The organism is Mycobacterium sp. AT1 (genome assembly GCF_002043095.1).
Lineage (GTDB): Bacteria > Actinomycetota > Actinomycetes > Mycobacteriales > Mycobacteriaceae > Mycobacterium.
The window spans coordinates 1-17,666 of the sequence record NZ_MVOC01000016.1 but is presented as its reverse complement, the minus strand read 5'-3'; the positions used below and the strand labels follow the sequence as shown (position 1 = coordinate 17,666).

The window sequence follows — 17,666 nt, the reverse complement described above, 5'->3', positions numbered from 1 at the left end:
CATGTCGACCAGCGAACAGCCTCCCACTCAGCGCGTCATCCCCATCGTCGCCTTGGTTCTGTCGGTGGTCGCGGTCGGCCTATCCGCGTGGGCGGTGTTGCGGCCCACGTCGAGTGGCCCCGCCGAGCCGACCTACACCGCCGCACAGCAGAACGACGCGAAGACCGCGATCTGCGCCGCAACCGATCTGGTGCGCAGGGGCGTCTCGCTCAACACCAACCTTCAGATCCCCGGCGGTGAAGCCGACGTCGCCGGGTCCCTTGCCGTCGCAGCCAACGCGCGGGTGTCGCTGTCGGACGGCGGCCAGTACCTGATCACCCGTCTGGACCCCGCGACGCCGACCGAGCTGGCCGGCGCCGTCAAGGAGTTTGCCAACACGCTTCTCGACATCGGCGCGGCCGCCACAGCGGGATCGCCGAACACCGATCCGGAGCAAGCGGCCCGGCTGCGCACCGCGGACACCCAGAACAACGCCGTCATCGAACGCTGCAAGTAGCTCGTCAGTCGGCGGTGCCCTTGCCGTCGGCGCCGTCGTCACCCTTGGCGGCCGATCCGGTCGTCGAGGTGGCGCTTCCACCTGCGCCGCCCTTGCCGCCCTTGCCTGCAGTGGTGTCGCCACCCCGTCCGCCGTCTCCTCCGCGTGCACCCGTGGTGCCCGTGGCGGTGCCGCCTGCTCCGCCGGTGCCGCCCGTTCCACTGCGTCCCGACGCACCGCCCGCGCCGCCGCTGCCGCCTGCGGCGAATCCGACGGCACTGTTGGCCTCGCCGCCACGGCCACCCGCGCCACCGTCGCCGGAGGTGAGCCCGCCCCGGCCACCTGCGCCGCCCGCGCCGCCACTCGCGGTGCCGCTGCCGCTGACGGTGCCGCTGCCGCTGTATGCCACTCCACCGTCGCCTCCGGCGCCGCCGGTTCCTGCGATCAGTCCGCCGTTGCCACCGTTTCCGCCTCGGCCGGCGTTGGCAGGTCCGATGGCGACGACGCTCAGCGATCCGGTGCCGCCCTTGCCGCCGTTGCCGAACAGGCCGGCGTTGCCGCCGTTGCCGCCGAAGCCGCCGCGGGCTCCACTCGCCCCGTCGCCACCGTTTCCGAGCAGCAGCCCGCCGTTGCCGCCGGCCTGTCCCGGCAGCAATCCGGGTCCTCCGTTGCCGACGAGAAGTCCGCCGTTCTGACCCGGCCCGCCGTTGGAGACGAAGACCGCGTAGACCGAGCCGACGAGGTCACCAAATGCCTGGTTCGGGACGGTCGGCTGGCCCGTCGCGCTCGGTGCCGCGCGCCCGACGTCGGCGGTCGCCGGGCCGACCAGGACGGTGGGGGCGAACTTGCCGGGTGCGGCGGGCGTGGTGTCGCGGCGGTGGAAGTCGGCCGCAGGGGGTTGGGTAGCCTGCGGCGGGGTCGTGGCGGCGGCGAGCAGCGCGGTGGGCTGCGGGGCCGGCTGAATACTTGCCAAAATTGACGGCGGCTGAAACAGCGGGGCTGCGACGGGTCGACTCGCTGCCGTCGTGACATGGGGTCCGTCGGACGGCGAAGTCCCCGTCGCCGCCGTTGCCGACGTGGTGGCGGCAAGCATTCCCGTCGCAATCACGGCCGTGAACAAGGACTTTCGCGGAGCAGTGGTCATCGCTGAAGATCTCCCGGATCGATTCTGGCCGTGGCGGCTAGATGCCTGTACCACGGGACGCGCGCTGGATAAACATACGTTTACCGACAGCGCTGCGCATTTGCCAGAAACAGACTACCGCGTCAGTTTCGGGTTGTCGTCACGCCGTCGCGGACCGACGCATCAGCGACAGCACCACGGCGGCCGTGGCGAACAACCCCGAGAAGACCCGGTTGAGAATGGTCTGCTGCCGAGGGGTGTGAAGCCACTCGACGAGCCGCACCGCGAGGCCCGTGTAGAGACCCATCACGACCAGGTCGACGGCCACCATCGTCACGCCGATCGCCAGATACTGCGGAAGCAGCGGCGCAGTCGGGACCACGAACTGCGGAAGGACCGCCAGGAAGAACACCAGACTCTTGGGGTTGGTGGCGTTGACCAGGAAGCCTCGCGTCAGCAGCCCGAGGCGGCCGCCGTCCACCGTCGTCTCGATCTTGGTGCGCAGGTCGGTCGTCACCGACCGCCACTGCCTTACCGCGAGATACCCGAGATAGAGCACGCCGATCCACTTGACCACGTTGAACGCGACGACCGAACTGGCCACCGCGGCGCCGAGGCCGATGGCGACCAGCGAGAGTTGAAGCATCAGACCGATCTCCATGCCGGCGATGCTCCAGTAGCCGCGCCGCACCCCGTGGGTCATGCCGGTGGCCATCGCCTGAATCGCACCCGCGCCGGGGGAGATCGCGATCAGGATTGCCGCGACGACGAACGCGAGCCACATGTCGAGTGCCATGTCGCGAAGTGTCGCAGGAGAGCCGTGGTCAGCTCAACGGAGTTTTACGCGATGTCGGCGACGAAGGTGCCCTGCCGGTTGGCAAGCATCTGCGGAATGCGCGGGAGCGTCGCGTCGACGGTGCCAACGGGAAGCAACCGCGGGTTCACCAGGTGCAGGTCCTTGCGGCCGACGTGGATGTCTGCCTCGCCCGCGGCGAGCACGTTCTTGACCCAGTTCGTCTTCCCGTGGACCAGCCCGATCGCCAGCACGTCGTCCTTGCGATAGGCCGTCACGATCGTCTCGTACTCCTTGCCAGAGGTACGGCCGCGATGCGCGATCACCGCGAATCCTGGCATCCGCTTCGACAGCGGTCGGAGCAGCGGGTTGACGTACTTGATCTGAAAGCGCTCGAGCCAAACGGGCATGATCATCGGCACGCCAGGGGCGTGGTTCGGGTGGTCTTCTCGCGAGGTGGACGGCGACATGGCGGCTCCCGGATTCTGATTTGTCTGCTCTGGGACAATAGACGGCGTGACCGACTCGTCCCTGCTGATGTCCCGCATCGACCTGCGTGGCGATCAGCTCTCCGCCGCCCGACTTCGCGCCGTGTTGCCACGGGGTGGCGTCGACGTCGACGCGGTGGTGCCGAAGGTGCGTCCCATCGTCGACGCGGTCGTCGACCGTGGCGCCGAGGCCGCCCTCGAATACGGCGAATCCTTCGACGGGGTTCGCCCCGAGACGGTCCGGGTGCCGTTGGCCGCACTCGACGCGGCGCTCGCCGAGCTCGACCCCGACATCCGTACCGCCCTCGAGGTCGCGATCGAGCGGACCAGAGCGGTGCACGCCGATCAGCGGCGCACCGACGGCACGACGACGCTTGCGCCGGGCGCCACGGTCACCGAGCGCTGGGTTCCCGTCGAGCGGGTCGGTCTCTACGTTCCGGGCGGCAACGCGGTCTATCCGTCGAGCGTCGTGATGAACGTCGTCCCCGCCCAGATCGCCGGGGTGGATTCCCTTGTCGTCGCGAGCCCGCCGCAGGCCGAATTCGACGGACTGCCGCATCCGACCATCCTCGCTGCCGCCCGCCTGCTCGGGGTCGACGAGGTGTGGGCCGTCGGCGGCGCGCAGGGCGTCGCACTGCTGGCCAACGGCGGCACGGACACCGACGGCGCCGAGCTGGCGCCGGTCGACATGATCACCGGCCCCGGCAACATCTACGTCACCGCCGCCAAGCGCATCTGCCGCTCGCAGGTCGGCATCGACTCCGAGGCGGGGCCGACGGAAATCGCGATCCTCGCCGACCACTCCGCCGATCCCGTGCACGTCGCCGCAGACTTGATCAGCCAAGCCGAACACGACGAGATGGCCGCCTCGGTACTGGTCACCACGAGCATCGAGTTGGCCGACGCCACCGACGCCGAACTCGCCAGGCAGCTGTCGACCACCGTGCACCGCGAGCGGGTCACCGCCGCCCTGACGGGGCGCCAGTCGGCCATCGTGCTGGTCGACGATCTGGAAGCGGGGCTGCGGACCGTCAACGCCTACGCCGCCGAGCACCTGGAGATTCAGACCGTCGATGCGTCGGCGGTCGCGGCCAAGGTGCGCTCGGCCGGCGCCGTCTTCGTCGGGCCGTGGTCGCCGGTGAGCCTCGGTGACTATTGCGCAGGCTCCAACCACGTGCTGCCCACCGCGGGATGCGCCCGGCACTCCAGTGGACTGTCGGTGCAGACGTTCCTGCGGGGCATCCACGTCGTCGACTACACGGAGGCGGCGCTGAAGGACGTGGCGGGTTACGTCGTCACCCTCGCCAACGCCGAAAACTTGCCTGCCCACGGCGAGGCCGTCCGGCGGAGGTTCGAGAAGTGACCAAGAAGATCAGCCTGGCCGACCTGCCGCTGCGGGACAACCTGCGCGGCAAGTCCCCGTATGGCGCGCCGCAGCTGTCGGTTCCGGTTCTGCTCAACACCAACGAGAATCCGCATCCGCCGACCCAGGCACTCGTCGACGACGTCGCGGCCTCGGTGCGCGACGCCGCGGCCGAACTGCACCGCTACCCCGACCGCGACGCGGTGGCGCTGCGATCCGATTTGGCCGAGTACCTGGTGGCCCAGACCGGTGTCGCGCTGTCGACCGACAATCTGTGGGCGGCCAACGGCTCCAACGAGATTCTGCAACAGCTGCTTCAGGCGTTCGGCGGTCCCGGCCGCACCGCACTCGGCTTCGTCCCGTCGTATTCGATGCACCCGATCATCTCCGACGGCACCCAGACCGATTGGTTGGAGGCACGTCGCTCCGCAGACTTCGGCCTCGACGTCGACGTGGCGGTCGCGGCGGTCGTCGAGCGGCGGCCCGACGTCGTCTTCCTCGCCAGTCCCAACAATCCGTCGGGCCAGAGCGTCACGCTCGAGGATCTGCGTCGTCTGCTTGAGGTGGCGTCGGGGGTCGTCATCGTCGACGAGGCGTATGGCGAGTTCTCGTCGCAGCCCAGCGCCGTCGAGTTGCTCGCGGAGTTCCCGGCAAAGCTGATCGTGACCCGCACGATGAGCAAGGCGTTCGCGTTCGCCGGGGGCCGCCTCGGGTACCTCGTCGCCGATCCCGCCGTGATCGACGCGCTGCTGCTGGTTCGGCTGCCCTATCACCTGTCCTCGATCACGCAGGCGGCCGCGCGCGCGGCGCTGCGGCACGCCGACGACACGCTCGGCAGCGTCGCACGGTTGATCGCCGAACGCGAGCGCGTCTCGGAAGCGTTGACCGGCATGGGGTTTCGGGTCATCCCCAGTGACGCCAACTTCATCCTGTTCGGCGACTTCGCCGACGCGCCGAGGGCGTGGCAACGGTACCTGGAGGCGGGGGTGCTCATCAGGGACGTCGGCATCCCCGGTTTCCTGCGCGCCACCACCGGTCTCGTCGACGAGAACGACGCCCTGCTCGACACCAGCCGCAGACTGGCCGAATCCGAACTGACCACATCCGTAGGAGCCTCATGACTCGCCGCGCCCGCGTGGAACGCAAGACCAAGGAATCCGACATCGTCGTCGAGCTGAACCTCGACGGCACCGGCATCGTCGACGTCGACACCGGGGTTCCGTTCTTCGACCACATGCTCACCTCGCTGGGCACCCACGCGAGCTTCGACCTGCTGGTGCACGCGACGGGTGACGTCGACATCGAAGCGCACCACACGGTGGAGGACTCGGCGATCGTGCTCGGCCAGGCCCTCGGCGAGGCGCTGGGCGACAAGAAGGGCATCCGCCGCTTCGGTGACGCCTTCATCCCGATGGACGAGACGTTGGCGCACGCGTCGGTCGACGTGTCGGGAAGGCCGTACTGCGTGCACACCGGCGAGCCGGATTACATGGTGCACAGCACGATTGCGGGTAGTTCGGTGCCGTACCACACCGTCATCAACACCCACGTCTTCGAGTCGCTGGCGATGAACGGCCGGATCGCGCTGCACGTCCGCACGCTGTACGGCAGGGATCCGCACCACATCACCGAAGCGCAGTACAAGGCTGTCGCCCGCGCGCTTCGGCAAGCCGTCGAGCCCGATCCCCGGGTGTCCGGCGTGCCGTCGACGAAGGGGAGTTTGTGACGACGAAAGTCGTTGTCCTCGACTATGGTTCGGGCAACCTCCGGTCGGCCCAGCGCGCCCTCGAACGGACCGGTGCCGAGGTCGAGGTGACGGCGGATCCGGCCGCGGCGGCTGCCGCCGACGGTTTGGTGGTCCCCGGTGTCGGCGCCTACGAGGCCTGCATGCGGGGTCTGCGCGAGGTCAACGGTGACGCGATCGTCGCCGATCGGTTGGCCAAGGGTCATCCGGTGCTCGGCATCTGCGTCGGCATGCAGATCCTCTTCAGCCGCGGTGTCGAGTTCGGCGTGGAGAGCGTCGGCTGCGGTCAGTGGCCCGGCTCGGTCACCCGACTGGACGCGCCGGTGGTCCCACACATGGGGTGGAACGTCGTCGACGCGGCGCCGGGCAGCACCCTCTTCAAGGGCGTGGACGCCGACACCCGGTTCTACTTCGTGCACTCATATGCCGCCCAACACTGGGAGGGCAACGAGAGCGCGTTGCTGACGTGGGCAACGCACCACGTACCCTTTCTGGCTGCAGTGGAGGACGGCGCGCTGTGCGCCACACAGTTTCATCCGGAGAAGAGTGGCGACGCGGGCGCGACGCTGCTCGCCAATTGGGTCGAGGGGCTCTCGTGAGTAATGCACCGCTGATACTTCTGCCGGCGGTCGACGTCGTCGACGGCAAGGCGGTTCGCCTGGTGCAGGGCGTGGCGGGGAGTGAGACCGACTACGGCTCCGCGCTCGACGCGGCGATGCAGTGGCAAACCGACGGCGCCGAGTGGATTCACCTCGTCGACCTCGACGCGGCGTTCGGCCGGGGTTCCAACCGCGAGCTGCTCGCGGAAGTCATCGCGAAGCTAGACGTCGCGGTCGAGCTCTCCGGTGGCATCAGGGACGACGATTCGTTGACCGCCGCGCTCGACGCCGGTTGTGCGCGAGTCAATCTCGGTACCGCCGCCCTGGAGAATCCGCAGTGGTGCGCGAAGGTGATGGCCGAGCATGGCGACAAGGTGGCCGTCGGCCTCGACGTCAAGCTCGAGAACGGGCAGTACCGGCTTCGTGGGCGCGGGTGGGAGACCGACGGTGGCGATCTGTGGCCGGTGCTCGAGCGGCTCGACGCCGAGGGCTGTTCGCGGTTCGTCGTCACCGACGTCACCAAGGACGGCACCCTCAACGGCCCGAATCTGGAGCTGTTGGCCGGGGTCGCCGAGCGCACCAATGCGCCCGTCATCGCCTCCGGTGGTGTGTCGAGTCTCGACGATTTGCGGGCCATCGCGACGTTGACCGGCGCGGGCGTCGAGGGCGCCATCGTCGGAAAGGCGCTCTACGCCGGGCGGTTCACGCTTCCCGAAGCGCTCGCCGCGGTGAGTCGGTAGCCCGGAATGGCGTTGGACGACACTGATCTGCGGAGGCTGGTCGCCGAGGCAAGCGTCATCCTCGACGCCGCCGCTCAGCCCTTCGTCGCCGGGCACCGCGCCCAGTCCGCCGTGCAGAAGAAGGGCAACGACTTCGCGACCGAGGTCGACCTCGCCATCGAGCGCCAGGTCGTCAAGGCGCTGGAGGAGGCTACCGGCATCGGCGTGCACGGTGAGGAGTTCGGCGGCGCACCGATCGACTCGCACCTGGTGTGGGTGCTCGATCCCATCGACGGAACGTTCAACTACGCGGCCGGCTTGCCGACGGCGGCCATCCTGCTCGGTCTGCTGCAGGACGGCGTGCCGGTCGCCGGGCTCACCTGGTTGCCGTTCAGCGACGTCCGCTACACGGCCGTAGTGGGAGAGCCCCTGTACGCCAACGGAATTGCCCAACCCGCTCTGAAGACCGCCGACTTGAGCGAGTCCATCGTCGGCGTTGGAACGTTCAACGTCGATTCGCGCGGCACCTTCCCTGGCCGTTATCGGGTGGCGGTCCTGGAGCAGTTGAGCCGCAGGTGTTCGCGCATCCGGATGCACGGGTCGACGGGAATCGACTTGGCATACACGGGGGCTGGTGTGCTGGGCGGTGCCATCAGCTTCGGTCACCACGTGTGGGACCACGCGGCGGGGGTGGCCCTGGTCCGTGCGGCCGGTGGCGTGGTCACCGATCTTGCCGGCGAGGACTGGACGCCGACGTCGCGTTCGGCGTTGGCCGGGGTGCCCAGCGTGCACGCGCAGATCTTGGAGATCGCGGCGGCGGTCGGTTCACCGGGGGAGTACTGAACATGGACGTCGCTGTCCGCGTCATCCCGTGCCTGGACGTCGACGCCGGTCGCGTCGTCAAGGGTGTCAACTTCGAAAACCTTAGGGATGCAGGTGATCCCGTCGAGCTCGCTGCGGTCTACGACGCCGAGGGCGCCGACGAGCTGACGTTCCTCGACGTCACGGCGTCGTCCGCCGGTCGCTCGACGATGCTCGACGTCGTGCGGCGAACGGCCGAGCAGGTGTTCATCCCGCTGACGGTGGGCGGCGGCGTGCGCTCCGTCGCCGACGTCGACGTGCTGCTGAGGGCCGGCGCGGACAAGGTGTCGGTCAACACCGCTGCCCTCGCGCGCCCCGAGTTGCTGGCCGAACTGTCCAGGCAGTTCGGGTCACAGTGCATCGTGCTCTCCGTCGACGCCCGCACCGTTCCGGAGGGGTCCGCGCCGACGCCGTCGGGCTGGGAGGTCACCACGCACGGGGGGCGACGCGGCACGGGCGTCGACGCCGTCGAGTGGGCGCGTCGCGGTGCCGAGCTCGGCGTCGGCGAGATCCTGCTCAACTCGATGGACGCCGACGGCACCAAGGCGGGGTTCGACCTTGCCATGCTGCGCGCGGTGCGCGCGGCGGTGACCGTTCCGGTGATCGCCAGCGGTGGCGCGGGCGCGGTGGACCACTTCGCACCGGCCGTGGCAGCCGGTGCCGATGCGGTGTTGGCGGCCACCATCTTTCACTTCAAGGAGCTGACCATCGGCCAGGTGAAGGCGGCGATGGCAGCGGAAGGGATCGTCGTGCGATGACTCTGGACCCCTCGATCGCCTCCCGACTCAAGCGCGACGCGAACGGCCTGTTCGCCGCGGTGGCCCAGCAGCGGGGCACCGGTGAGGTGCTGATGGTGGCGTGGATGGACGACGACGCGTTGGCCCACACCCTGGCAACCCGCAAGGCGACCTACTATTCGCGCTCCCGCGGCGAGCAGTGGGTCAAGGGCGAGACCTCCGGTCACACCCAATACGTCCACTCGGTGCGGCTCGACTGTGACGGCGACACCGTGCTGCTGGAGGTCGACCAGGTCGGCGCGGCGTGCCACACCGGCGAGCACACCTGTTTCGACGCCGACCAACTCCTGGCGCCGGAGAATTAGCCGCGGTCGTCGGGGCGGATCATGTGGAAGATGGCCTCGGGTGTGATCTCGGCGTAGGTGGTTGGTCCGCCGGCGCGCAGGATGGGACGTGCTGCCGCTGTGTCGTACACGCCGTCGACCAAAAGGTGCCTGTCGATGTGGACGGCGACGACCTGTCCGAGCACCAGCCAGGTGGGAACTGTCTCGTCGTCGAGATTGCGTAGCTGAATCAGCTGTGTCAGTTGGCATTCGAAGTTGACCGGGCTTTCCAGCACGCGAGGCGGCGTCACACTCGTCGATGGTACCGGCGTCAGACCGCTGTCCGCGAACTCGTCCGTAGACGTGGACTCCGAGGTCCGGTTCATCTGTTCGGCCAGTGCCGCGGTGGCGAGGTTCCAGACGAACTCACCGGTGGCGTCGACGTTGGTGACGGTGTCCTTCCACCCGATCGACGAGAACCCGATGATCGGTGGCCGGTAGCTGAACGCGTTGAAGAAGCTGTAGGGGGCGAGATTGGGCGCGCCGTCGGCACTTTGCGACGAGATCCACCCGATGGGCCGCGGCCCGATGATGGAGTTGAGGGGGTCGTGCGGCAGGCCCGTGCCGTCGGCGACCCGGTAGTAGTGAGCGTCGTGTCCGGCCACCGGGGGTCAGACCTCCATTCGGGTTGCCTTGGCCCGCGCGGACCACCGGCCGTCGTGGTAGCCGACCTGAACGGGATGCGAGAACGCCGCCGTGACGTTCTCGGTGGTGACCGTCTCCAGGGCCGTCCCGCTGGCCACGGTTCGGCCCTCGGCGATCAGCAGGGCATGCGTCGTCGTCGTGGGGAGCTCCTCGAGGTGATGGGTCACCAGGATTGACGCAACGTCGGGATGGGCTTGTCCCAGTGAGTCCACCGTTTCCAGCAGCTGCTCGCGCGCGGCGACGTCCAGACCGGTCGACGGTTCGTCGAGCAGCAGTAGGCGAGGGCCCGAGATCAACGCCCGCGCAATCAAAGTCCGCCCTCGCTCACCCTGGGAGAGGGTCGGCCAGGTGCTGTCGGCGATGCGGGTCAAACCGACCGTTTCGACCATCGCGTCGGCGCGCTCCAGTTCGTCGGCGGTGGGCGTCCAGCGCAGCGGCAGGTCGTTGGTTCCGGTGATCCCGGTCAGCACCACCTCGCGGACGGTTCGTGGGTGCTGCAGCCGGTGGCGCGGGTTGACGTGTCCGATGGAGCGTCGAAGCACGGCGAGATCGGTCCGTCCCATCTGCTCGCCGAGCACGCGGACGCTCCCGGAGCTGGGGAAGGTGATGGCGCCACAGAAGCCAAGCAGCGTGCTCTTGCCAGCGCCGTTCGGACCGAGCAGCGCCCAATGCTCGCCTTCGTCGACGGTCAGCGAGATGCCGTCGACGATTTGCTTTCCGTCGCGGCGGAAGGTCACATCGTCAAGTTGCAGAACGGGTTTCACCGGGAACGCAACACCTCGAGCGCCTTGTCCGCGTGGGTGTCCATGCTGACTTCGCTGGCGATCACCTCGAGGACCGTGCGGTCGGTGTCGATCACGAACGTGGTCCGCTTCACCGGCATCAACTTGCCGAGCAATCCTCGCTTCACGCCGAACTGCGTCGCCACGGCACCGTTGGAGTCCGACAGCAGCGGGTAGTCGAACTTCTGCTCTTGCGCGAACTTCGCCTGCTTGTCGACGCCGTCGGTGGAGATGCCGACGCGATTCGCGCCGACCGAGGCGAATTCCGACGCCAGGTCGCGGAAGTGGCACGCCTCCTTGGTGCAGCCCGGCGTCATCGCCGCGGGATAGAAGAACAGCACGATCGGACCGTCGGCCAACAGGCTGGTCAAACTGCGAACGGTGCCGGTCTGATCGGGGAGTTCGAACTCGGCAACCTCGTCACCACGCTTCATGGCCGCCTACGCTACGCCCGCGTCCTCGGAGCCGTCTGGGAGGATTGTCCCGTGCCCGCTCATGCCGACCTCGCCACGACCACCTCTCGCGAGGACTTCCGGGCGCTGGCCGCCGATCACCGCGTGGTCCCCGTGACCCGAAAGGTGCTGGCGGACAGCGAGACGCCGTTGTCCGCGTACCGCAAGCTCGCCGCCAACCGCCCCGGGACGTTCCTGCTGGAATCCGCCGAGAACGGCCGGTCCTGGTCGCGGTGGTCGTTCATCGGCGCTGGCGCCCCGTCCGCACTGACGGTGCGCGACGACCAGGCAGTGTGGCTCGGCGTAACCCCGCAGGACGCTCCGACCGGAGGTGACCCGCTCGAGGCGCTTCGCACCACCCTCGAGGTGCTCTCCACGGCGACGCTGCCGGGGCTCCCGCCGCTGTCCAGCGGACTCGTCGGGTTCTTCGCCTACGACATGGTGCGGCGGCTGGAGCGTCTGCCCGCACTCGCGGTCGACGACTTGGCCCTTCCAGACATGCTGCTGCTGTTGGCCACCGACATCGCCGCCGTCGACCATCACGAGGGCACCATCACACTGATTGCCAACGCGGTGAACTGGAACGGCACCGACGAGCGGGTCGACAGGGCCTATGACGACGCCGTGAACCGGCTCGACGTGATGACCGCCGCTCTCGGCGAAGCCTTGCCGTCGGCGGTGGCGACGTTCAGAAGGCCCGTGCCGCAGCACCGGGCGCAACGCACCGTCGAGGAGTACTCGGCCATCGTCGAGAAGCTCGTCGGCGAGATCGAGGCGGGTGAGGCCTTTCAGGTGGTGCCGTCTCAGCGCTTCGAGATGGACACCGCCGCCGATCCCATCGACGTGTACCGGATGCTGCGCGCGACCAACCCCAGCCCGTACATGTACCTGCTGAACGTCCCAAATGCCGCTGGTGAACTGGACTTTTCGATCGTCGGGTCCAGCCCGGAGGCGCTGGTCACCGTGAAGGACGGCAAGGCGACGACCCACCCGATCGCAGGCACCCGCTGGCGGGGCGACACCGAGGAGGAGGACGTCCTGCTCGAGAAGGAACTGCTGGCCGACGAGAAGGAGCGCGCCGAGCACCTGATGTTGGTGGATCTCGGCCGCAACGATCTGGGCCGGGTCTGCGTGCCCGGCACCGTCCGCGTCGAGGACTACAGCCACATCGAGCGGTACAGCCACGTGATGCACCTGGTGTCGACCGTGACGGGTCAACTCGCCGACGGCAAGACCGCGCTCGACGCCGTGACGGCCTGCTTCCCGGCTGGGACGCTGTCCGGCGCTCCGAAGGTGCGGGCCATGGAGCTCATCGAGGAAGTCGAGAAGACCCGCCGGGGTCTGTACGGCGGCGTCGTCGGATACCTGGACTTCGCAGGCAACGCCGACTTCGCGATCGCCATCAGGACGGCCCTGATGCGCAACGGCACGGCATACGTCCAGGCCGGGGGAGGCGTGGTTGCCGACTCGAACGGCCCATACGAGTTCAACGAGGCGGCCAGCAAGGCCCGTGCGGTGCTGAACGCGGTTGCCGCGGCGGAAACCCTCAAGACGCCATGACCCGCGTCGCCCAGCTTCTCCTGGTCATCTCGGCGTTGGCGCTGTGGGTGGCGTCGCGGATGTCGTGGGTCGACGTCACCTCGTTCGACGGACTCGGCCAGCCGAAGTCGACGACGCTGAACGGCGCGACGTGGTCGACGGCTCTGGTGCCGCTGGCCCTGGTCGCCCTCGCCGCGGCGGTGGCCACCCTGGCGGTGCGCGGGTGGGTGCTGCGGCTCGTCGGCGGTTTGGTCGCCGTCGCGACGGTCGGGATGGGTTACCTGGGCATCGGGTTGTGGGTGGTCCCCGATGTCGCGGTCCGGGCCGCCGAGCTGGCTGAAATCCCGATCACTGCGCTGATCGACACGCAACGCCACCATGCCGGCGCCGTCGTGACGCTGGTGGCTGCAGGGTGCGCGCTGGCCGGCGCCGTGCTGCTGGTGCGGTCGGCGGCGCAGGCCAAGGCGGGCGGCGCGAAGACTGGGAAGTACCTGGCACCGGCGGCCAAGCGCGAGGCCGCACGGCAGGAAACCCCTGAGGCCGAGATGTCGGAACGAATGATCTGGGATGCCCTCGACGAAGGTCGCGACCCGACGTGCAAGGACAACGAGGGGCGGTGACAGCCCGTGTGGCGCTGGCGACTACCCTTCGTGGAAGTGATTATTTGGGTACTTCCGGAGGGTGTGAAAGGGAGCGACGGCCTATGAGTACGGGGACCGTGCTGGACTCCATCATCGAGGGAGTTCGAGCCGACGCAGCCGCACGCGAGGCCGTCGTCAGCTTCGTCGAGGTCAAGCAAAAAGCCAAGGACGCGCGCCCGGCGCTAGACGTCATGGCGGCGTTGCGGGCCGACGGCATCGGCGTGATCGCCGAGGTCAAGCGGGCCAGCCCGTCACGCGGTGCGCTCGCGACGATCTCCGATCCGGCCGACTTGGCTCGTGCCTATCAAGATGGCGGCGCGAGGGTCATCAGCGTCCTGACCGAGGAGCGCCGGTTCCACGGCTCGCTCGACGATCTGGACGCCGTCCGGGCCGCCGTGACGATTCCGGTGCTGCGCAAGGACTTCATCGTCGGCCCGTACCAAATTCACGAGGCCCGTGCCCATGGTGCGGACATGCTGCTTCTGATCGTGGCCGCTCTGGAGCAGTCCGCCTTGGTGTCGATGATCGACCGGACCGAATCGCTTGGCATGACCGCCCTCGTCGAGGTTCACACCGAGGAAGAGGCCGACCGTGCACTGCAGGCCGGTGCCCGCGTCATCGGGGTCAACGCCCGCGATCTGAAGACTCTCGAGGTTGACCGGGACTGCTTTGCGCGCATTGCGCCAGGACTGCCGTCCAACGTCATCCGCATCGCCGAGTCCGGCGTTCGTGGCACCGCCGATCTCCTCGCGTACGCCGGTGCGGGAGCTGACGCCGTTCTCGTCGGTGAGGGACTGGTCACCAGTGGTGATCCCCGCACTGCCGTCGCCGACCTCGTCACCGCGGGCACGCATCCGTCCTGCCCCAAACCGTCGCGCTGAGACAGTGGGAGATCTCGTAGGCCCAGAGCTGCCGCGTTCCAGCGCAGCCGTTGCCGAACAATCGACGCACGATCCCGACGCCAAGGGCCACTTCGGCACCTACGGCGGACGGTTGGTCCCCGAAGCCCTCATGGCCGTCATCGAAGAGGTGACCGCGGCCTACGAGAAGGTCAGGACGGATCAGGCCTTCCTCGACGAACTCGACCGCTTGCAGCGCCACTACACCGGTCGCCCCTCACCGGTCTACGAGGCGAAGCGGCTCAGTGAGCACGCCGGCGGCGCTCGGATCTTCCTCAAGCGAGAAGACCTGAACCACACGGGTTCTCACAAGATCAACAACGCACTCGGGCAGGGACTGCTCGCCAAGCAGATGGGCAAGACCCGCATCATCGCCGAGACCGGCGCGGGCCAGCACGGCGTCGCGACCGCAACGGCGTGTGCGCTGCTCGGCCTGACCTGCGTGATTTACATGGGCTCGGTCGACGTCGCCCGCCAAGCGCTCAACGTCGCCAGGATGCGGCTGCTTGGCGCCGAGGTGGTGTCGGTTGAATCTGGCTCGAAGTCGTTGAAGGACGCCATCAACGAGACCTTCCGCGACTGGGTCGCGCACGCCGACGACACGTACTACAGCTTCGGCACGGCAGCCGGTCCGCATCCGTTCCCGACCATGGTGCGCGACTTTCAACGCGTGATCGGCCTGGAGGCGCGGGCGCAAATGTTGGATCAGGCGGGGCGCCTGCCCGACGCGGTCACGGCCTGCATCGGCGGCGGCTCGAACGCCATCGGGATCTTCCACGCCTTCATCGACGATCCCGACGTGCGACTGGTCGGATACGAGGCGGCCGGCGACGGCGTCGAGACCGGTCGGCACGCAGCCACCTTCACCGGCGGTTCACCGGGTGCCTTCCAGGGATCGTTCTCCTACCTGTTGCAGGACGAGGACGGTCAGACAATCGAATCGCATTCGATCTCAGCGGGTTTGGACTATCCCGGCGTCGGCCCCGAGCACGCCTATCTGAAGGACCTTGGGCGCGCGGTCTACCGCCCGATCACCGACACCCAGGCGATGGATGCGTTCGCGCTGCTGTGCCGCACGGAGGGCATCATCCCGGCCATCGAATCCGCTCATGCCATTGCGGGCACCCTCGAACTCGGCCGTGAGCTTGGGCCCGGCGGCATCATCCTGGTCAACCTGTCCGGCCGCGGTGACAAGGACGTGGCAACGGCAGCCAAGTGGTTCAGCCTCCTCGACGAGCAGGAGGCGGCGCTGTGACGGCCAAGGGCTTGTCCGACGTCTTCGCCACCTGCCGAGCCGAGAACCGGTCCGCGCTCATCGGCTACCTGCCCACGGGCTTTCCCGACGTCGCCACGTCGATTTCGGCGATGACGGCAATGGTCGAATCGGGTTGCGACATCATCGAAGTCGGTGTTGCCTACTCCGATCCCGGGATGGACGGACCCACCATCGCCGCCGCGACCGAGGTGGCGCTGCGCAACGGCGTGCGCGTGCGCGACGCCCTGGCCGCGGTCGAGGCGATCACCAACGCCGGTGGCAACGCCGTCGTCATGACGTACTGGAATCCCGTGCTGAAGTGGGGGGTTGAGGCGTTCGCCCGCGACCTCGCGTCGGCGGGTGGCCTCGGGCTGATCACGCCCGACCTCATTCCCGACGAGGCCGACGAATGGATTCAGGTGTCGGACCAACACGGCCTTGATCGCATCTTCCTCGTGGCGCCGTCGTCGACGCCGGAGCGTTTGGCTGCCACCACTTCGGTGTCACGCGGATTCGTCTACGCCGCGTCGACGATGGGCGTCACCGGCGCGCGCGACGCAGTGTCCGATGCCGCGCCCGAGCTGGTGCGGCGCGTCCGCGAAGTGTCCGACATCCCGGTCGGCGTCGGGCTCGGGGTGCGTTCGCGTGAGCAGGCCGCCGAGATCGCCGCCTATGCCGACGGCGTGATCGTGGGGTCTGCATTGGTGACGGCGCTGAACGACGGGCTTCCGGCGGTACGGGCGTTGACCGAAGAACTCGCCGAGGGTGTGCGACAGAGGATTGCAGTGTGACGACGACCGTTTTGGCCTTCATTCCCAGTCCGTCGCAGGGGGTGTGGCACCTCTTCGGTGTGCTCCCCATTCGGGCGTATGCCCTGTGCATCATCACCGGCATCGTCGCGGCGCTCGTCATCGGCGACCGCCGGTGGGAGGCCCGTGGTGGTGAACGCGGAGTCATCTACGACATCGCGTTGTGGGCGGTGCCCTTCGGCCTGATCGGTGGCCGGATGTACCACGTGATGACCGACTGGCCGAAGTACTTCGGTGCCGATGGCGCGGGATTTGTTGCGGCACTGCGAATTTGGGATGGCGGCCTCGGAATCTGGGGCGCGGTGGCGCTCGGCGGTGTCGGTGCGTGGATTGCCTGCCGACGGCGGGGGATTCCCTTGCCGGCCTTCGCCGACGCGGTCGCGCCGGGCATCATCCTGGCGCAGGCCATCGGCCGGCTTGGCAACTACTTCAACCAAGAGTTGTACGGTCGGGAAACGGATCTGCCGTGGGGTCTGACGATCTACGACCGGCTGGATCCGTCCGGTGTGATCAGCCCGCATTCGCTTGACGGTGTGTCGACCGGCCAGGTGTACGCCGTCGTCCATCCGACTTTTCTGTACGAACTGCTGTGGAACCTGCTGGTGTTCGCGGTGCTGCTGTGGGCGGATCGCAGATTCAAACTGGGTCACGGTCGACTGTTCGCGCTGTACGTCGCGGGTTACTGCGTCGGCCGATTCTGGGTCGAGCTGATGCGCAGCGACACGGCGTCGCTCATCGCGGGCATCAGGGTGAACACCTTTACCTCGACGTTCGTGTTCATCGGTGCGGTCGTCTACATCATGGTCGCGGCCAAGGGCCGGGAAGATCCGGCGCTGCTGAGAGGCAAGGACGCCGATCACTCGCTGGTCGACGAGGTCGGCGAGGAATTGGTCGCCGTTGCCGCCACGTCGGGTGTCGTCGCTGCGGCCAAGGTTGCGGGTGACGAGGACAAGGCCGAGATCGCGGGTGGCGCGGACACGGACACGGAGTCGGAGGCCGCCGCTGGCACCGATACCGCCGAAGCCACCGCGGAGTCGTCGCCAAGTGCGTTCACCGGTGGAGCGGACACGGATTCGGAGGCCGCCGCTGAGGCGGAGGATCTGACAGAGCAGGTGGAGACGGCGTCGTCTGAGGACATTGCCGAAGCCGAGGCGTTCGCTGAGGCGGGCGCGGAGGCCGACGAGCACCGCGAAGCCGGCTTGGGGTCGGTGGAGGGTGACGAGGCCGTCGAAGCCGAGCTCGGAGCGGTCGAAGCGCACGAGGCCGCCGTCGACGGAGCCGCAGAGGCCGAAGCATTGGCCGAGGAAGTAACGGCAGAGGCCACAACCGAGGACTCCATCGCCGCCCCCGAAGACGGTC

21 protein-coding genes are annotated in these 17,666 nt (G+C 68.3%); 15 read left to right on the top strand and 6 right to left on the bottom strand.

The genetic code is table 11. The features are described 5' to 3' along the window. Window position 1: 1 nt before the first annotated feature. A complete protein-coding gene (locus B1790_RS08680) occupies window positions 2-496 on the top strand; it encodes a hypothetical protein (RefSeq protein ID WP_079922818.1) in 495 nt (164 codons plus the stop codon). Between the two features lie 4 nt (window positions 497-500). Here B1790_RS08680 and B1790_RS35725 read toward each other — a convergent pair whose 3' ends face one another. The 3 genes from B1790_RS35725 to B1790_RS08665 form a co-directional block, all read right to left on the bottom strand. Beyond that, the gene (locus tag B1790_RS35725; protein WP_158083797.1) at window positions 501-1,619 is read right to left on the bottom strand and encodes a PE family protein; all 1,119 of its coding nucleotides are present in this window, start codon (window positions 1,617-1,619) and stop codon (window positions 501-503) included. A 139-nt stretch (window positions 1,620-1,758) separates the two neighbouring features. Further along, window positions 1,759-2,394 carry a LysE family transporter gene (locus tag B1790_RS08670; RefSeq protein WP_079922817.1) on the bottom strand — a complete coding sequence of 212 codons (636 nt, stop codon included), beginning with the start codon at window positions 2,392-2,394 and terminating at the stop codon, window positions 1,759-1,761. Between the two features lie 44 nt (window positions 2,395-2,438). Then, the gene (locus B1790_RS08665; RefSeq protein ID WP_079922816.1) at window positions 2,439-2,861 is read right to left on the bottom strand and encodes a nitroreductase family deazaflavin-dependent oxidoreductase; all 423 of its coding nucleotides are present in this window, start codon (window positions 2,859-2,861) and stop codon (window positions 2,439-2,441) included. A 64-nt stretch (window positions 2,862-2,925) separates the two neighbouring features. Here B1790_RS08665 and hisD point away from each other — a divergent pair, with 64 nt between their 5' ends. Genes hisD through hisI form a run of 8 tightly spaced genes read left to right on the top strand, consistent with a single transcriptional unit; the run spans window position 2,926 to window position 9,267 of the window. Further along, window positions 2,926-4,242, top strand: a complete 1,317-nt coding sequence (gene hisD, locus B1790_RS35245) for a histidinol dehydrogenase (RefSeq protein ID WP_233165028.1) — start codon at window positions 2,926-2,928, stop codon at window positions 4,240-4,242. Further along, complete coding sequence (locus B1790_RS08655; protein ID WP_142271164.1) at window positions 4,239-5,363, top strand: histidinol-phosphate transaminase; 1,125 nt, start codon at window positions 4,239-4,241, stop codon at window positions 5,361-5,363. The genes hisD and B1790_RS08655 overlap by 4 nt, the downstream gene beginning before the upstream one ends. Continuing rightward, window positions 5,360-5,968 (top strand): imidazoleglycerol-phosphate dehydratase HisB, encoded by a 609-nt coding sequence (gene hisB / locus B1790_RS08650; RefSeq protein ID WP_079922813.1) that lies wholly within the window; start codon window positions 5,360-5,362, stop codon window positions 5,966-5,968. The genes B1790_RS08655 and hisB overlap by 4 nt, the downstream gene beginning before the upstream one ends. Then, entirely contained in the window at window positions 5,965-6,585 is a 621-nt protein-coding gene (gene hisH / locus B1790_RS08645) for an imidazole glycerol phosphate synthase subunit HisH (RefSeq protein WP_079922812.1), read from the top strand. Before hisB ends, hisH begins: the two co-directional genes overlap by 4 nt. Next, complete coding sequence (gene priA / locus B1790_RS08640; protein WP_079922811.1) at window positions 6,582-7,325, top strand: bifunctional 1-(5-phosphoribosyl)-5-((5-phosphoribosylamino)methylideneamino)imidazole-4-carboxamide isomerase/phosphoribosylanthranilate isomerase PriA; 744 nt, start codon at window positions 6,582-6,584, stop codon at window positions 7,323-7,325. The genes hisH and priA overlap by 4 nt, the downstream gene beginning before the upstream one ends. A gap of 6 nt (window positions 7,326-7,331) precedes the next feature. Then, window positions 7,332-8,147 (top strand): inositol monophosphatase family protein, encoded by an 816-nt coding sequence (locus tag B1790_RS08635; protein WP_079922810.1) that lies wholly within the window; start codon window positions 7,332-7,334, stop codon window positions 8,145-8,147. A 2-nt stretch (window positions 8,148-8,149) separates the two neighbouring features. Then, window positions 8,150-8,923 carry an imidazole glycerol phosphate synthase subunit HisF gene (hisF, locus tag B1790_RS08630; protein WP_079922809.1) on the top strand — a complete coding sequence of 258 codons (774 nt, stop codon included), beginning with the start codon at window positions 8,150-8,152 and terminating at the stop codon, window positions 8,921-8,923. Next, window positions 8,920-9,267, top strand: coding sequence for a phosphoribosyl-AMP cyclohydrolase (gene hisI / locus B1790_RS08625; RefSeq protein ID WP_079922808.1), 348 nt, complete (start codon window positions 8,920-8,922; stop codon window positions 9,265-9,267). The genes hisF and hisI overlap by 4 nt, the downstream gene beginning before the upstream one ends. Here the strand turns inward: hisI and B1790_RS08620 are convergent. The 3 genes from B1790_RS08620 to B1790_RS08610 are packed head-to-tail and all read right to left on the bottom strand — an operon-like array spanning window position 9,264 to window position 11,146. After that, window positions 9,264-9,890: a flavin reductase family protein gene (locus B1790_RS08620; RefSeq protein ID WP_079922807.1), complete on the bottom strand. Its 627-nt coding sequence runs from the start codon at window positions 9,888-9,890 to the stop codon at window positions 9,264-9,266. The genes hisI and B1790_RS08620 overlap by 4 nt on opposite strands. A gap of 6 nt (window positions 9,891-9,896) precedes the next feature. Next, the gene (locus B1790_RS08615; protein ID WP_079922806.1) at window positions 9,897-10,694 is read right to left on the bottom strand and encodes an ABC transporter ATP-binding protein; all 798 of its coding nucleotides are present in this window, start codon (window positions 10,692-10,694) and stop codon (window positions 9,897-9,899) included. Continuing rightward, window positions 10,691-11,146 carry a peroxiredoxin gene (locus B1790_RS08610; RefSeq protein ID WP_079922805.1) on the bottom strand — a complete coding sequence of 152 codons (456 nt, stop codon included), beginning with the start codon at window positions 11,144-11,146 and terminating at the stop codon, window positions 10,691-10,693. The genes B1790_RS08615 and B1790_RS08610 overlap by 4 nt, the downstream gene beginning before the upstream one ends. A gap of 51 nt (window positions 11,147-11,197) precedes the next feature. On the opposite strand from B1790_RS08610, the gene B1790_RS08605 reads away from it, so the two are divergent. From B1790_RS08605 to lgt, 6 genes are all read left to right on the top strand, one after another. Beyond that, window positions 11,198-12,724, top strand: a complete 1,527-nt coding sequence (locus B1790_RS08605; protein ID WP_079922804.1) for an anthranilate synthase component I — start codon at window positions 11,198-11,200, stop codon at window positions 12,722-12,724. After that, the gene (locus tag B1790_RS08600) at window positions 12,721-13,323 is read left to right on the top strand and encodes a TIGR02234 family membrane protein (RefSeq protein ID WP_079922803.1); all 603 of its coding nucleotides are present in this window, start codon (window positions 12,721-12,723) and stop codon (window positions 13,321-13,323) included. The genes B1790_RS08605 and B1790_RS08600 overlap by 4 nt, the downstream gene beginning before the upstream one ends. 83 nt (window positions 13,324-13,406) lie before the next feature. Beyond that, window positions 13,407-14,225, top strand: coding sequence for an indole-3-glycerol phosphate synthase TrpC (trpC, locus tag B1790_RS08595; protein WP_079922802.1), 819 nt, complete (start codon window positions 13,407-13,409; stop codon window positions 14,223-14,225). Between the two features lie 4 nt (window positions 14,226-14,229). Next, window positions 14,230-15,498 carry a tryptophan synthase subunit beta gene (gene trpB, locus B1790_RS08590; RefSeq protein WP_079922801.1) on the top strand — a complete coding sequence of 423 codons (1,269 nt, stop codon included), beginning with the start codon at window positions 14,230-14,232 and terminating at the stop codon, window positions 15,496-15,498. Further along, a complete protein-coding gene (gene trpA / locus B1790_RS08585; protein WP_198951952.1) occupies window positions 15,495-16,289 on the top strand; it encodes a tryptophan synthase subunit alpha in 795 nt (264 codons plus the stop codon). The genes trpB and trpA overlap by 4 nt, the downstream gene beginning before the upstream one ends. Next, a partial coding sequence (gene lgt, locus B1790_RS08580; protein WP_142271162.1) for a prolipoprotein diacylglyceryl transferase occupies window positions 16,286-17,666 on the top strand: 1,381 nt, incomplete at its 3' end. The genes trpA and lgt, both read left to right, overlap by 4 nt.

Excerpts from the sequence above, each read along its gene's own strand:
- B1790_RS08680 (WP_079922818.1), top strand. The coding sequence starts at position 2 with ATGTCGACCAGCGAACAGCCTCCCACTCAGCGCGTCATCCCCATCGTC.
- B1790_RS35725 (WP_158083797.1), bottom strand. The coding sequence starts at position 1,619 with ATGACCACTGCTCCGCGAAAGTCCTTGTTCACGGCCGTGATTGCGACG.
- B1790_RS08670 (WP_079922817.1), bottom strand. The coding sequence starts at position 2,394 with ATGGCACTCGACATGTGGCTCGCGTTCGTCGTCGCGGCAATCCTGATC.
- B1790_RS08665 (WP_079922816.1), bottom strand. The coding sequence starts at position 2,861 with ATGTCGCCGTCCACCTCGCGAGAAGACCACCCGAACCACGCCCCTGGC.
- hisB (WP_079922813.1), top strand. The coding sequence starts at position 5,360 with ATGACTCGCCGCGCCCGCGTGGAACGCAAGACCAAGGAATCCGACATC.
- B1790_RS08635 (WP_079922810.1), top strand. The coding sequence starts at position 7,332 with ATGGCGTTGGACGACACTGATCTGCGGAGGCTGGTCGCCGAGGCAAGC.
- hisF (WP_079922809.1), top strand. The coding sequence starts at position 8,150 with ATGGACGTCGCTGTCCGCGTCATCCCGTGCCTGGACGTCGACGCCGGT.
- hisI (WP_079922808.1), top strand. The coding sequence starts at position 8,920 with ATGACTCTGGACCCCTCGATCGCCTCCCGACTCAAGCGCGACGCGAAC.
- B1790_RS08610 (WP_079922805.1), bottom strand. The coding sequence starts at position 11,146 with ATGAAGCGTGGTGACGAGGTTGCCGAGTTCGAACTCCCCGATCAGACC.
- B1790_RS08600 (WP_079922803.1), top strand. The coding sequence starts at position 12,721 with ATGACCCGCGTCGCCCAGCTTCTCCTGGTCATCTCGGCGTTGGCGCTG.
- trpC (WP_079922802.1), top strand. The coding sequence starts at position 13,407 with ATGAGTACGGGGACCGTGCTGGACTCCATCATCGAGGGAGTTCGAGCC.